This is a genomic window from uncultured Maritalea sp., assembly GCF_937139385.1.
Taxonomy (GTDB): Bacteria; Pseudomonadota; Alphaproteobacteria; order Rhizobiales; family Devosiaceae; genus Maritalea; species Maritalea porphyrae_A.
Window position 1 is genome coordinate 1 of record NZ_CAKZPW010000258.1, and the last position, 12819, is coordinate 12819.

A 12819-nucleotide genomic window follows, 5' to 3' on the forward strand; every position below is an offset into this window, starting at 1 on the left:
CTCGGGGGCACTTGAGCTACATAAACTATGGGTTCAGAAACAGCCTCCATCACTGTGCCGGCAACGGGGCGTTCATTTGCCGATACTGATGAAACTACTCGCTTGCCCCGCAAGCTGAAGGCGGTTACTTCGCGTTTTGTGCCGTCAACTATTTTGCCGATCGCGTATTTGTTTGGATCGTTTGGAACACAAACAACATCGCCAGCTTCGTACGACATATTAGACAATGGCAAAGAAAACTGGATGGTTTTTCTTGTTTCTTGCGACTGTTGGAGTTGGGACGCGGCAATGCGAACGGCAGTGCGATTGTCGAGCGTAAATGGTAATCCAATCGCAGCCACAACGCCGTCTTGTTCAGCCGCAGTTTGGAATGCGGAAACCCTGTCATAGCCGGAAAGTCGGTCAGCATAGTTGATGTTGACGCGCTTAATCCGTTCGCCTCGGTCCTGATGGGAACGTTCAAATATGCCGTTTTTGGTGACGGCGCATTTGCTCTCGTCAATTTCACTGACAATATTGTCACGTATTCGGTCCAACGAAAGTCCGGCGGGGCCATCCCTGAGCAACAGTTCGTCGGTTTTCAACAAGAGCTCAATGTCATCACGCACAGAACTTGGCGAAGCAATAACACACCCTTCAATAAAGCTTGGCGCGCTGTCTTTGTTCGCTAAGTCAACGCCAATATCCTTGGCAATTGAAACCGCGATTTCGCTCACCGTAGCGCAACCAAATCGACCGGTTGTCCAATGACCCGTGTAATAGGAAGGGCTATCAGACCAAACGTCATTTCGCAGCGGAAAAGCGGGAAATGGTCGGGCGTCCCATGCCCATAGATATATTCTATCCGCATCTAGCATTCGCCCTTCGTAGTGAGGAGACAAAGGATTATCCTCATCCACAAATGCTAAATGGCCACTTTGCCAATGATCATAGTGCGCCCGTAAAAACTGACGTTGAATTGCAGATTCGCTCAGCCCGTCCGAGTGGTACGGCGACTTGTTTTCAGCGCTTTTTGGATCGGTGAAGGCATTTGGCTGGTTTGCACCATTGCCGACGGCGCCGCAGCCAACCTCGGTGAACCAAAACGGTTTCGATTGCGGCACCCATGCGGTTGGGGCGTTTTGCCTTACGCCATCAATTCGATTGTGGTGCGGATTTTGCCACCAGCTTTTTAGGTCTTTGTACCGCCAGACCCATGGCTCCGAGTGCGCGCCATCGGAAATGGGTGAACGCAACTGTTTTTCACGATCAAGTTCGTTCGCATAGTACCAATCATACCCCTCACCGCCTGCGATGTTCGACTTCAAATAATCAAGATCATGGGCAATGTTCTGAGTTTGGAAGTCATCGTTTTGGCCAAAATCGCGCCAATCAGCCAAGGGCATATAATTGTCTATGCCTACTGCATCAATCGTTGGGTCTGCCCAAAGTGGATCGAGATGAAAAAGCTTGTCACCTGGTGCATCACTTGGCTGATATCCATGATATTCGGACCAGTCCGCAGCGTAAGTAAGCTTGCACTCGGCCCCCAAGATCGCACGCGCTTCATTGGCGAGGCTTTTCAGTTCTGTAACAAATGGGAAGTCTGCCGTTCCCGAGCGAACAGTCGTCAGCGCCACCATCTCTGAGCCAACAATAAAGGCATTGGCTCCACCTGCAGCTTTTGCAAGGCTTGCGCAATGCAAAATGAAACGGCGGTAGCTCCATTCATTTGGACCTGAATAGACCACATTTGTTCCCGATACGGCAAAATCGCTGGCCGCCGCTGTACCCGCAAAATTCTGAATCTGACCCGCAGCCGCAAGTGTTTGATCGACTGTGTTTGGCTGCCCAATCGCCGGATTGCATGTGATGCGTCCACGCCAGGGGTAGCTTGCCTGTGTCATGGCTTCACTATATGGATCATCCAGTTGATTGTTTGCGGCAATGTCCATCATCATCAATGGATAAATGGTCACTTTTAGGCCGCGTGATTTGAGGTCCGCAATCGCTGCAATCACGCAATTATCGCTTGGCGTCCCCCCATATGCTGGCCCTCCGTTCACTTGGCTACAAATCTGCGCTTGCGCGCGCGACAGCCCCGCAACACTCCATTCTGTATCCTTTATCGTGCGATCATGCCCCATTACGCGCGGCGTCACTGTGCACTCACCACAACGTAAATCATCGCCAAACCAGCTTACAACGAGTGCCACATGCTCCAGATTTGGGCAAAGCGCGACAAGCTCATCAACTGAGACTTCCCAATCGGACTTGCCCAGTGTTTGATGGCTATTTTCTGAGATAACTTCACCGTTCCCCAAAAGGCGAACTCTCGCTATAGGATCATAGCCAAACTCGGTCGCCCCAGGGATCAAACACACCGCTTTAGTCCGGTTTTCCAAATCGCCAACGGGGCGACATAATTCAACTGATATTTGGGGAATGCGGTTGCCAAAGGGAGTCAGATCAAGCTGCTCGAAAACGATATAGGTCTGCCCTCGATAGGCGGGCGCATTGCCGGCACCTTGCTTCGCCTCAATAAGGCTATCTGGCATTTGATCTAGCGCGCCAGTATAAAATCGATAGTTGACGTTGCGCAAATCCATCAGTTTGCCATCGGCCCAAATGCGCCCGATGTGCGGCACTTGCCCTTCACAAAGGCCTATCGCAAAGTTTGCGCCGAATGCTTCCTCGTCATGATTGCCAAGAGATTTCAGGCCACCTCCGGATTTGGTTAGTCGTTCCAACTCCGTCGCCCAAATGATGTTGCCCGAAATTCGTGACCAGCCATAAAGGCGGGGAATTGGTTGACCTTCTCTGGCGTTCAACAAATAGGTTTCGCCATTTGTTGATGGTCTATTCTGACCAAAAAGCTGAGCATCTAAAGCATTGCCAGCCATTGCACCAAGTGCTCGGCCAATGGTCGCTCCTATGGGGCCACCCAGTGCTCCGCCTATAAACTGTCCGCCAGCGGCAAGGAGTAATGTTGCCATTGAAATTAGGGCCTTTCTGGGAATGTATATTGCGCGACAATACGTCTTCGCCACCAATTGCTCAGCGGCACTTCAACAACCCCGATACGTTCTTGTGCGTGAATAAAGTGATCATCATCGGCTATGATGGCGCAATGTTTTGCGGGCAAGTCTGAGCGCAATTGCATCAACACAACGCTGCCTTGAACCAACGGAGCTTTGTCCACCTCATCGAGATGTTTTTGCGCAAGTGCCTTCAGCGCTGATGCGTGTGTGCGGTCCCGCCAATTGTTCGAATATGGTGGCAACTCAAACGCGCGTGCGCCGTTTAATGCACGCCAAACGCCAACTATTAGTCCAAGACAATCGCACCCTGCCCCTTGCTGTGCAGACTGATGACGGTACGGTGTTCAGATCCAAAGTCTAGCGGCTTGGACAACCCGCAAATTTGGCGCATTCATTTCACCAACACCCGACCATCCAATGGGTTGTCGGCACTTGGATATTTAAGAATAAATGCCTCACCAGGGATGTGTGGAAAACCCCGAAAGTTCAAGTGATTGGAAAACTTTGCCTTGCAGGTCGAAAAGTGTTTATCACACCCCACAGTGACGCGAACGGTGTCACCAACTTGCGCCAGTTCATTGTCTGTTTCGTCAACAAAAAGACTATGGTTTGGATCACCCACAATGTGGCGCAAAATCTGCAAGGCGCGGTTTCTGCGTTCACCTGTCAGCCACTTGATTTGGCCACCATCCGCAAATCCATTTGCTCGGCCTTGCAGACCTGAAACAACAATTTCATTTACGCCGATGATTTGTTCGATTGTGCAGGTCGACGAATGGTCAAGCGAAAGGGCATCGACGCCACAATCCACGTCACCAAAACTGGCATTACATGTGCGTTGATATAGTTTGCCGCGCACTTGATTGAGCGCAATATGTTGTGAGCGTAACTCGGCCCGAAACACACCATCCTTTTCGGAAACCTCGCCAATAAAGTCTCGGCGGAAGTGATGTCGAATGCTAGTGTCACGCCAATTGACTTTGAACGTGTCAACAGTTGCCCCAGCGAATTGCCCATCGCGGATATGGAGGGGTGAAATTCTATCATCATCCAACCACCCCATCACATCTGAGGTATCAATGGCGCTCTCCCCCTTTTGCACTGTGGCAGAAGGGGAAAACCCGGCGGTAGGATAGAACTCATACCCGTCAAATTCGAGCAGTTGATCATGGTCTGTAAAACCAAGAACTTGGTCGTTCCTTTTGGTCATCAGCCAACAGTTGCAAAGTGTTGTGGCGCCGGACTTTATGTGCGCTTCAAATGCTGCATCTAGTTTTTTCATTGACGGATCTCGATCAGTTTTATGGAGGGCGCCAACGCTGCGTCAAAACTTGTGACCTCTACATCCAATCGATCATTGGCAAAACGTACAGGCACATCAAAAGCATAACCGGCGGTGATAACAGCTGCGGCATGGGGCGCCGTCAAAAAACTGACAATCCCAGTGGTCGCATCAACCGTAAAATCAGTTGTTGGGTTGCCGTCTAGTGCCACAACGACGCTGTCTGCCATCGGCTTATTGATCACCCGCACATAGGGGTCAAAAGCCGCCCCATAGGTTTTGGTCAGTTGGAAATCCAACTTTGTGCCATCTCCAACACCGATTGTTTGGTCCGTTACATTTGGCGCGTCTTCGCTAGACGAATGGTCAATGGGATCGCGAAACAAAAACCCGTGAAAACTACCGCGTCGTTCTTCAAAAAAGGAAAGGACGCTGCGAAGGTCGGATTTAGATTTGACGCCAAAACCAGCATCGTACTGGCGCCGTGAGTGCGCCCAACGTGCATTTCGTTCTTCAGCGCCCGATGCAAGCTCAACGATATCGGTGGCCCATTGCGGACCGCCACGTGCGCCCAAAGCAATATCAAGCGGAAACCTAACATGGTGAAATGCCATTAGCTTGCCCTTTGTCCTCGCCGCACTGCATTCAGCAAGGAGGCACCAATCTCAGCTTCGGCGCGTTGAAAGCTCTGGGCATCACTGGCGTTCACAGTCATTGAAACATGCACGGGAGGTGCCGGATTGGCCGCAACACCCAATTGACCCGCGCTGTTTCGGCGCAATGGCAGAACGGCTTCGGGCCCCGCTTCCCCCATCAAGCCAATACCGCCAGAATTTGGGAAGAATGTCGGCCGGTTGATCACCCCGCCTTTTGCAAATGCTTGTACTTTGGGCAAAGTTGGATTGGTTGCGCTAAACACGCCTTGCACCAGTTCAGAGATCATGCCGCCAACCGGCTTTAGCGCGGCTTTTAGAGCGATATCTGCAAAGCTCATGCCGATATCTCTAAGTACAGATTTTAGCGATTTGCCCTTGCTGATCGCGTTTGCAAAGCTGTTGGTTATGGTGTCGCCAACATTGTCGGCTAGGGTTTTTATGCGTTCAAACTCAATCTCAGCATCGCCAAGTTCATCGCGCCAATTCTTAGTGCGCTCTGTGTCACTCATTTGGTTTGTCCTCGTCTGGAAATTTGTTCGCCAGTTGTTGAAACGCTTGTCGATCCAGGCTGTGTTCAGCGCCAATGCCGAAGGCCTTTGCGATCATCAGCAACTCGCGCGGCGTAAGCTGCCAAAACGCGTGCGGCGACAGGCGCAATAGGCCAAACCCAATGCGTGCCGCGTCTTGCCAAGGGAAATTTTGCATCTATTGATGCGGCTCACCGAATGCAGCAGCCAGCAATTTTGCCGCTACTTTCGCAGCACCCGCGGCACCGCCTTCAACGTTCATTTTTGCCAAATCATCATTTGAAATGGCATTGCCAGCGCCCCGCAATCCAGCGCCAACTATGGCAATCAGATCACGGGCCGAAATGCGACCATTCTCAAATCGTTCAGCCAAACCGTTCAAATCATTTGATTGCAGGGCCGCTTCAAGTTCAGCAAGCGCCCCGAGCGTTAAGCACAGGGTGTAACTCTTCCCGTCGATTTTGGCTTCAACTTCGCCGCGCATGGTGTTCACCATTATGGGGTCACCGTAAATGTAATGAGCCCGGCGCTTTCCAGTGCAATGTCAAAAGAAACTTCGCTTGTGTGGTCTGCGGAAAACTCAAGAGCAGTGATTTGAAATAATCCTTCGATGGTGCCAAAATCGGGCAAAATCAATTGCCAATTGCGCAGTTCGCCTGCAAAAAACAGTTCGCGAATTTTGGCGTCTGAACTCGCATCTTTGAACACACCTGCGCCAGACAGGGAGGCTGTTTTGATACCGCCACCTGAAAGCAGCTCGCGCCACTGACCTGACGAATATGAATCTGTCGTATCAATGGACTGTGCGTTAAATGACAATTGACGCGTGCGGATACCAGCGACGGTGGCAAAGCCACCAGCACCAGTTTCATCCAATTTTAGCAGCATGTCGCGACCGCTTTGTGCGCTCATATGGCTGTTCCTTAGACTGTAGAAATGTCGAGTTTAAATTGCGTTTGAACGAGAATTCTGGTCCATCCGTTGCGCGGCGTAATGGCGCTTTCAGTGCGCATATTTCTGGACTGAACGAGCGTCGCGCCGCCATCTAGTGTTTCAACGCTGAAAAGCACGGAGCAAAGCTGCTCCGCGATGTTCAACCCATCACATCGGTGCGGCCCGCTGAGCCAAATGTGCCAATCGATCAAGTGCGTTGTGAGCTGCGTCTCTTGCGCATCCCGCAAATCTGCGTCGTGGCGGCCAATAACAATATAGGGCGGTCGTAACGCTTTGGGCGCAGCATCAAAAATGCGGTTTGCGCCGATTAGGGCGGAAAGTCCTGCATCTGCTTTCAATGCAGTCACCAGCGTTGTTTGCAAATTTCGCATGGCGCTATTCATAGCGAGACCCAACCGCTGTGATCGCCGAGCAAGTGCAAACCACATATGCACGGCGGCCATTAAGGTCGGCAACATGGTCGATATCGTGTTGATTTCCGTCGACCACCAGGCGGTCGCCGGCTTCGATATCTGTGCGGAACCGAACTGTGACCTGAACAGAACGTCCCGAAACGATCCCATCGGCGCTGTTTTGCACGCCACCGGGACGTTCTTCGACAAGTGCCCATACCTTGCCCAAACTGGAATAGGTTGTGGTTTGTCCACCGCTTTGGTCGGTTTGCGTTGTTCTGCTCAGCACCTCAACTTGGCGGTTTAGCGTGCCCAGACTTGGTGTACGCCCGCTCATAGGTTCATCACCTTGTAGGGTGCGATGAGTTGGTCGAACCCAAGTGGCACAATGGCCCCACTGCCCGCCATCACCACCGCTTCGCGGTGTTGGTACCAATGCCCGATGAGGGTCAACAAAGACTGTTTCAAATCTGTTGGCACATCATCTGGGCCGGTGCCGAAACCCACTTGATAGTCAATTTCGATGGCGGCATTTACGCGCAAATTGGGCTGACCATTGATTGTTCTGGGTAATATGATGCGCGCAGGTGCGGTTTGATCCTCACCAACAAATTGGGTCAGCGGCAAAAGTGCTGGATTACCATCGCCATCAAAAACACGCACCGCCACCAGATTTTGAAATGGCCCCAGGGGCAATTCAACTTGGTTGTTCAGGGGCCAACTGTCGAGCACATTGCGCCAAATCTGTGTGATCATGGCGCGTCTGGTGAGTGTTTCCACATGCACCCGCGCCGCCGCGATTAATGTTGAGATCAATTGATCGTCCACAACATCGCTGACCCGCAAAAAGGTCTTCGCGTCGTCCAACGATATTGGTTCAAGGGCGGGACCTGTTAGAAGAAAAGACGTCATTACATCTCCTTTGAAAAAAGAGCCGACCCAAACCCGGGAGGGGAACAGTTTGGGTCGGCAAACTCAGCTAGCTATTGGAGGACTAGCTGGCTGAGTATTTGAGGAGTTTGATGGCGTCGAAATCCAGCACACCGCCGCCGACACGTTTTGTGGTGTAAAACAGCACGTAAGGCTTGGCGGAATATGGGTCGCGGATCACATTGACGCCCAAGCGATCAACGATCAGATAGCCCCGGCGGAAGTCGCCAAAGGCAATCGGGGTAGTGTCAGCACCAACATCTGGCATGTCTTCAGCTTCAACCAAGGAAAAGCCCATGAAACTTGGGCGCATGCCGGGCTGATGACTTGGCTGCCAAAGGTAATTGCCGTCCGCATCTTTAATTTTTCGCAATTGGGCTTGCGTACGCCGGTTCATTACCCAATTGGCGTTTTGTCGGTAGCCCGCCTTCAGTGTGTAAACCAGATCGATCAACACATCGCTGGGGTTTGATGCTGGCAATGCGCCTGCCTGCCCTGTTGCCATGTAGCCCACGCTCCCCCAAGTCCAACTGGCTTCGGCAACTTGCGGGGCGGAAAGGAAACCTGTTGGTTTCTTAACGCCATCACCTGAAACAAAAGCCGCTGTTTCTTGCTCTGCAAAGGCTGCTTCAACCTCTTCAGCAATCCATTGCTCAACATCAACCGCCGCATCATCAAGAAAGCTCGCGGTTGCTGCTGGCATGGCATAAAGCTCGGTGGTCGGATATTCGATTTCGGCCAGAGTTGAAGCGGTCGTTTCTGGGCGAGCATCGGCTTCGCCGACCCAGCCAACCGCTGGCCCAGAAGTGGCCACAGGTTTTTTATAAACCGATGACGAAACTTGTCGCACGCTGGCAATCGAGCGGATTGGCGAAATGGCTGCCAGTCGACGGCCGATGTCCATGTCGGTTTCGGCAGGCACCAGGTAACCGCCATCAGGGTTTAATCCAGCAGACAGTGACTTTTCTTCCCCCTTTCGAACATAGGCGGAAAAGGCATCTTTATATTCGTTGTCACCTGTCAACAAAACGCTGCTTGGCGCTAGGCTTGGGCGCATTTGCTTGGCCAGCAGATTTTGCATTGTTGTGTTTTGGCTGTCCATCGCGCGGTTCAAACGGTCCAGTTTTTGATCAAGCAAAATGTCTTCTTTTTTGCTTTCAATAGCGCTCAAACGTGCGTCATTTGTTGACTTGAACTCTTCAAATGCATGCATGAAATCGTCAAACAAATGTGTGACGTCATCAGTGGCGTCAGCACGTGCGTGTGCCTTCACCTCAAAGTCGTGAGACGGTTTGGTGGTCATCGATATTCCTTATTGGGTTGAGGTTAGTAGCTTGGTCGCTTGTTTGATGTTTTGCGCAAGCTGAGGCGCAGAAATCCGCGCCACGTCGAGCATTGGGAAGGTCACAATTGAAATTTCCCACAGGTCGATTTCGTATAGGCGACGCGCTGCGGCCCTTGATTTTGTTGATGCTCGAAGCGTGCGAAAACCAATGGATAACCCATCAATGCCGCCATCGCGGATGAGGCTGATGAGTTCATGCCCTCGGGCAACATCGTCACTAAGCCGGCCAACGACCTTGAGGCCAACATCAGTTTCCTTGATCGATTGCCAAATGCCCACAGGCTCTTTTGGATCGTGCTGAAACAACATGCGAATGTTGGCCGTGCCGCGTTTGCGCAGCGAGTTTTCAAACGCACCGCCCACAACAATATCGCCGCCTTGATCGATTTTGCCAAAAATGCTGGCATAGCCCGAAAAGACGCCGTTTTCACTTATCTTGATGTTCATTATTTGGCGCGAACGCGCTTTGGGACAGCGGTACGCGTGGGGGCGCGCGTTTTAATCACTTGGCTTTTTGCTGTTGGCACCTTGGATATGCTTGAAGCCAAGTTCCAAGCAAATTGTCGAAACTCATTTTGCGCATTACTTGTCATATTTGCTTTTTCCTTCATCATCAAAACCCTCAACTCTTGCGCTTAAAAAGCTTGTTGAGCGCTGCGATTTCATTCACGAAATGATCAAAGCGCCGATTAGCAGCGGCGAGTTCTTTTAGAACCCACACCAGCAACGCACTCGTGCTGCTCGCCCACAAAAAAAGCGCCAGGTGTGCAAGATCGCCACGCTGTGCAAATGTTTGAGTTATTTCTGTCATTTAGTCCTCCCTGTGGCCCAAATTATCTGGGCTCGTTTTGCTAAAAGTATGTTTGGGAAGCCCGATTAATTCGCGCTTCTCATCGTCAGTAAGAGTATTAATGGTGTCGATCGTTGCCCAATTGGCCAGCCGCTCATCGGCAACAGCCTCAATGGCTTCAAAGTTAGGCACCAACGTCCAGTCCCCAGCAATAATGGGGCGCAAACAACGGCTAAGTGCCGCGCAGGTTTTGATCACTTGCGGAATGATGGTTTGGCGCCAAAATGCACGATTGGCTTCGCGATAGTTGGCATAGGTGTTGTCTCCGGCAAGACATAGCAACATCGGGGGCACCCCAAATGCCATCGCGATGTCGCGGGCAGCGCTGTTTTTGGTTTCGATAAAGTCCATATCGCGTGGCGACATTGACAGAGCTTTCCAATCCAGCCCCCCTTCCAACACCATCGGGCGACCAGCGTTTGCTGCCCCCTGGAAACTATCGTTTAGTTCCGACTTAAGGCGATCGAATTGATCTTTCGTCAGGTTGCCCGCTTCGGCGCTATAAATCAGCGCACCTGATGGCCGAGCCGCATTATCAAGCAGCGATTTGTGCCATTCACAGGCTTTGTTGTGCGTGTCCACAGCATCCATTGCTGCTGTAATTGGTGCCAAACCCGAGTGGTCATTGGTTGGGTGGAAGTTGCGCAAATGGATGACTGGCACGGGGTTGTGTTTGCTTGGTGTTATCGTGCGTTTCTTCGTACCAACTTTGTAGTCGTAAGCCTTGATCCAACCATCATCCCCCACAACCGGCGTTACCCGATCAGGGCGCAATGGGTAAATCTGATATTTGCCGTCTTCAAACTGCAACACCTCCAAAAACGCGTTGCCGCTTAGTTGAAGGTGATAGAAAATTGTCTCAATCAATTCTGGCCCGGAAAGGTCCGGATTTGGCCGCCCAAGCAACTCGAGCACCGGGTGCGTTGCTAAGCGTTCGCCTTGATCATCCACCATGAGCGGAACGCGTGCAGCATTTTGGGTCACCAACGTCATAGCGCGATGCGCGACCGGGTTTTTCATCAAACCGTGCTGCGCAAATGAGGCGTATGAGCGCCCAGACCAACTTGCAGATTGACCATCGATCATTGAAATAAATGAATGTGCTGATTTTCGTTCGGCAGGCGAAATCGCCCGCTGCCGAAACAAGCGGTCAAAAATGTTTCCCATGGAAACCCCTTGGATAATCTAAATGTTTCTTATTCGTGGTCGGTTTGCCCGCACCAACGCGAGTTCGGTCACAGCCCAAACCAGCGCATCAAGCCGATCGGGGGAATGCCCGTTTGCTTTACCAGTTGCGGCGAAGTTGCACATTTCATCTTCCAATTCCGAAAACATGCCCACATGGCGCACACTGCCGCGTTCATAAAGCAGTGCAACCGGTTCTGCTCGCAGCCATTTTCCGCGTTTAGCATGCACGTTTTTCACCGGAAGGTTTGGATTGACTTGATGCAAGGCGTTGGCCACCAAGTCACCGCCTTGATTGACTTCTGCAACCACGCAATCGGCTTCAAAATGGTCGTATAATTCGGCCACTCTGTTTGCCCATTTAAGTGGGGATGCGCGCGCTATGGTCGCGTCGGCCAAAACATACACGCACTCCTCCAGCAATCCAGCAACTACAATGCCGCATTTATCGGACTTTGCGTTGCTCGAAACTGGTGGATCAACGGCAATGACTATACGTTCGAGTTCTGGTGCAACTTGTGCTCGGCTCAAATCGATCAGTTGGCGCGACCACAGCGCGTCTTCGTTACTTTGTAAAATCTCACCCTCTAGCTCTTGCCTTCCAAGCGAAGTGCCGCGGTATTGGTTTACGATGCTGTTCAAAAAGGAAGGCGCAAGGTTGTGTCTGTTTTCAGCGGTTTTTACTTTCGTCACACAGGTCATTGGATCGTCGATTATGCGTTTAAGCAGTTTAATGGGCTTTGGCGTTGTGGTGACCAATTGTTGTGGCCGCTCTCCTATGCGCAAACAGAATTGCAGCATGTCCCAAGCGTCATCGGCGTTTGGCCATTTGCACGTCTCATCGCACCATGCAGATGCAAATTGCGGCCCACGCAAACTTTCTGGGTCACTGGCTGAATATAGTCTGGCGATGGCGCCATTTGACCATTCAACTTCGTTTCGCGTCCGGTTAAAAACAGGCCGATCCGCTGAAGGATGAATTGACATTAGTCCTGAATGTCCCTCCACCATTACTGCACGCGCATCAGAAATTGTTTCACCGATCAAGGCAATTGGGCTCTTTGGCACCGCACCGGTGGCATTGGCCCGCACCCATTCGGCCCCTGCCCTAGTTTTGCCCGCACCGCGCCCCCCAAGCAAAAGCCAAGTGGTCCAATCCCCTTTTGGAGGCAATTGAGACTGACGCGCCCAAATGGTCCAATCGAACTGCAATGCTTCCAACTCAACCTGTGAGAGTTGGGAGAGCAATTGTTCAACCCGTCTCATTCAGCCGTTCAAAGTTTTGGGCCAATAGTTCGCGCAATGCCGCAGCAGCACCATTTTTGGGCTTTGCTTTTGGCTTGATTTTGTTTGCATCGCGCAATTCTGTGAGTTTTTCAAACGTCTTTGCAATGTTGCCCAATGCCACTGCATCAACGGCACCTTGTGCCGTGATCCGATTGTCGACCTGATCGAGTTGTTTGTTGAGCACACAAAACATGTGATCCAAAAAATCTTGTTGCTCATAACGGTTCGAATGCGTTCGTTTTGGCCATTTCTCAATACGCGCTTGCCGATAAAGGCTAGAACGCGAAACCTTAAACTGCTCGCAAATTTGGGTGACCGTGCACTCACCCTTGGAATAAGCGCGTGCGATATCACTCCAATCAAAATTGGATGAAGTCAAAATTACCTGCTC

The 12819-nt window shown here is 51.4% G+C and carries 16 protein-coding genes and 1 pseudogene; all 17 read right to left on the bottom strand.

Annotated features, from left to right (window positions below; genetic code table 11):
* Window positions 1-2975: glycoside hydrolase TIM-barrel-like domain-containing protein (locus Q0231_RS10580; protein ID WP_299347650.1), on the bottom strand; the 2975-nt coding region annotated here is incomplete at its 3' end.
* A 5-nt stretch (window positions 2976-2980) separates the two neighbouring features.
* Window positions 2981-3352: pseudogene (locus Q0231_RS10585) on the bottom strand (NlpC/P60 family protein); the annotation flags it as partial.
* 59 nt (window positions 3353-3411) lie between these two features.
* Window positions 3412-4302 carry a DUF2163 domain-containing protein gene (locus tag Q0231_RS10590; protein WP_299347651.1) on the bottom strand — a complete coding sequence of 297 codons (891 nt, stop codon included), beginning with the start codon at window positions 4300-4302 and terminating at the stop codon, window positions 3412-3414.
* Complete coding sequence (locus Q0231_RS10595; RefSeq protein ID WP_299347652.1) at window positions 4299-4916, bottom strand: DUF2460 domain-containing protein; 618 nt, start codon at window positions 4914-4916, stop codon at window positions 4299-4301. Before Q0231_RS10595 ends, Q0231_RS10590 begins: the two co-directional genes overlap by 4 nt.
* Window positions 4916-5467, bottom strand: a complete 552-nt coding sequence (locus tag Q0231_RS10600) for a phage tail tape measure protein (RefSeq protein ID WP_299347653.1) — start codon at window positions 5465-5467, stop codon at window positions 4916-4918. The genes Q0231_RS10595 and Q0231_RS10600 overlap by 1 nt, the downstream gene beginning before the upstream one ends.
* Complete coding sequence (locus tag Q0231_RS10605) at window positions 5460-5663, bottom strand: rcc01693 family protein (protein ID WP_269392303.1); 204 nt, start codon at window positions 5661-5663, stop codon at window positions 5460-5462. The genes Q0231_RS10600 and Q0231_RS10605 overlap by 8 nt, the downstream gene beginning before the upstream one ends.
* Window positions 5664-5981 (bottom strand): gene transfer agent family protein, encoded by a 318-nt coding sequence (locus Q0231_RS10610; protein WP_269392304.1) that lies wholly within the window; start codon window positions 5979-5981, stop codon window positions 5664-5666.
* Entirely contained in the window at window positions 5981-6397 is a 417-nt protein-coding gene (locus Q0231_RS10615; protein ID WP_299347654.1) for a phage major tail protein, TP901-1 family, read from the bottom strand. Before Q0231_RS10615 ends, Q0231_RS10610 begins: the two co-directional genes overlap by 1 nt.
* Before the next feature lie 11 nt (window positions 6398-6408).
* On the bottom strand, window positions 6409-6810 hold the full coding sequence (locus Q0231_RS10620; RefSeq protein WP_269392306.1) for a DUF3168 domain-containing protein: 402 nt from the start codon (window positions 6808-6810) through the stop codon (window positions 6409-6411).
* A gap of 4 nt (window positions 6811-6814) precedes the next feature.
* On the bottom strand, window positions 6815-7168 hold the full coding sequence (locus tag Q0231_RS10625; RefSeq protein WP_299347655.1) for a phage head closure protein: 354 nt from the start codon (window positions 7166-7168) through the stop codon (window positions 6815-6817).
* Entirely contained in the window at window positions 7165-7743 is a 579-nt protein-coding gene (locus Q0231_RS10630; RefSeq protein WP_299347656.1) for a phage head-tail connector protein, read from the bottom strand. The genes Q0231_RS10625 and Q0231_RS10630 overlap by 4 nt, the downstream gene beginning before the upstream one ends.
* A gap of 82 nt (window positions 7744-7825) precedes the next feature.
* Window positions 7826-9064 carry a phage major capsid protein gene (locus Q0231_RS10635; RefSeq protein ID WP_299347657.1) on the bottom strand — a complete coding sequence of 413 codons (1239 nt, stop codon included), beginning with the start codon at window positions 9062-9064 and terminating at the stop codon, window positions 7826-7828.
* A 9-nt stretch (window positions 9065-9073) separates the two neighbouring features.
* The gene (locus Q0231_RS10640; protein ID WP_299347658.1) at window positions 9074-9553 is read right to left on the bottom strand and encodes an HK97 family phage prohead protease; all 480 of its coding nucleotides are present in this window, start codon (window positions 9551-9553) and stop codon (window positions 9074-9076) included.
* 175 nt (window positions 9554-9728) lie between these two features.
* Entirely contained in the window at window positions 9729-9917 is a 189-nt protein-coding gene (locus Q0231_RS10645; RefSeq protein ID WP_269392311.1) for a hypothetical protein, read from the bottom strand.
* Window positions 9918-11123, bottom strand: a complete 1206-nt coding sequence (locus Q0231_RS10650; protein WP_299347659.1) for a phage portal protein — start codon at window positions 11121-11123, stop codon at window positions 9918-9920.
* Between the two features lie 18 nt (window positions 11124-11141).
* Entirely contained in the window at window positions 11142-12407 is a 1266-nt protein-coding gene (locus tag Q0231_RS10655) for a terminase family protein (RefSeq protein WP_299347660.1), read from the bottom strand.
* A complete protein-coding gene (locus tag Q0231_RS10660; RefSeq protein ID WP_299347661.1) occupies window positions 12394-12807 on the bottom strand; it encodes a helix-turn-helix domain-containing protein in 414 nt (137 codons plus the stop codon). Before Q0231_RS10660 ends, Q0231_RS10655 begins: the two co-directional genes overlap by 14 nt.
* Window positions 12808-12819 lie beyond the last annotated feature (12 nt).

Excerpts from the sequence above, each read along its gene's own strand:
- Q0231_RS10630 (WP_299347656.1), bottom strand. The coding sequence starts at position 7,743 with ATGACGTCTTTTCTTCTAACAGGTCCCGCCCTTGAACCAATATCGTTG.
- Q0231_RS10605 (WP_269392303.1), bottom strand. The coding sequence starts at position 5,663 with ATGCAAAATTTCCCTTGGCAAGACGCGGCACGCATTGGGTTTGGCCTA.
- Q0231_RS10590 (WP_299347651.1), bottom strand. The coding sequence starts at position 4,302 with ATGAAAAAACTAGATGCAGCATTTGAAGCGCACATAAAGTCCGGCGCC.
- Q0231_RS10655 (WP_299347660.1), bottom strand. The coding sequence starts at position 12,407 with ATGAGACGGGTTGAACAATTGCTCTCCCAACTCTCACAGGTTGAGTTG.
- Q0231_RS10615 (WP_299347654.1), bottom strand. The coding sequence starts at position 6,397 with ATGAGCGCACAAAGCGGTCGCGACATGCTGCTAAAATTGGATGAAACT.
- Q0231_RS10600 (WP_299347653.1), bottom strand. The coding sequence starts at position 5,467 with ATGAGTGACACAGAGCGCACTAAGAATTGGCGCGATGAACTTGGCGAT.
- Q0231_RS10610 (WP_269392304.1), bottom strand. The coding sequence starts at position 5,981 with ATGGTGAACACCATGCGCGGCGAAGTTGAAGCCAAAATCGACGGGAAG.
- Q0231_RS10595 (WP_299347652.1), bottom strand. The coding sequence starts at position 4,916 with ATGGCATTTCACCATGTTAGGTTTCCGCTTGATATTGCTTTGGGCGCA.
- Q0231_RS10625 (WP_299347655.1), bottom strand. The coding sequence starts at position 7,168 with ATGAGCGGGCGTACACCAAGTCTGGGCACGCTAAACCGCCAAGTTGAG.
- Q0231_RS10645 (WP_269392311.1), bottom strand. The coding sequence starts at position 9,917 with ATGACAGAAATAACTCAAACATTTGCACAGCGTGGCGATCTTGCACAC.
- Q0231_RS10620 (WP_269392306.1), bottom strand. The coding sequence starts at position 6,810 with ATGCGAAATTTGCAAACAACGCTGGTGACTGCATTGAAAGCAGATGCA.
- Q0231_RS10640 (WP_299347658.1), bottom strand. The coding sequence starts at position 9,553 with ATGAACATCAAGATAAGTGAAAACGGCGTCTTTTCGGGCTATGCCAGC.
- Q0231_RS10635 (WP_299347657.1), bottom strand. The coding sequence starts at position 9,064 with ATGACCACCAAACCGTCTCACGACTTTGAGGTGAAGGCACACGCACGT.
- Q0231_RS10650 (WP_299347659.1), bottom strand. The coding sequence starts at position 11,123 with ATGGGAAACATTTTTGACCGCTTGTTTCGGCAGCGGGCGATTTCGCCT.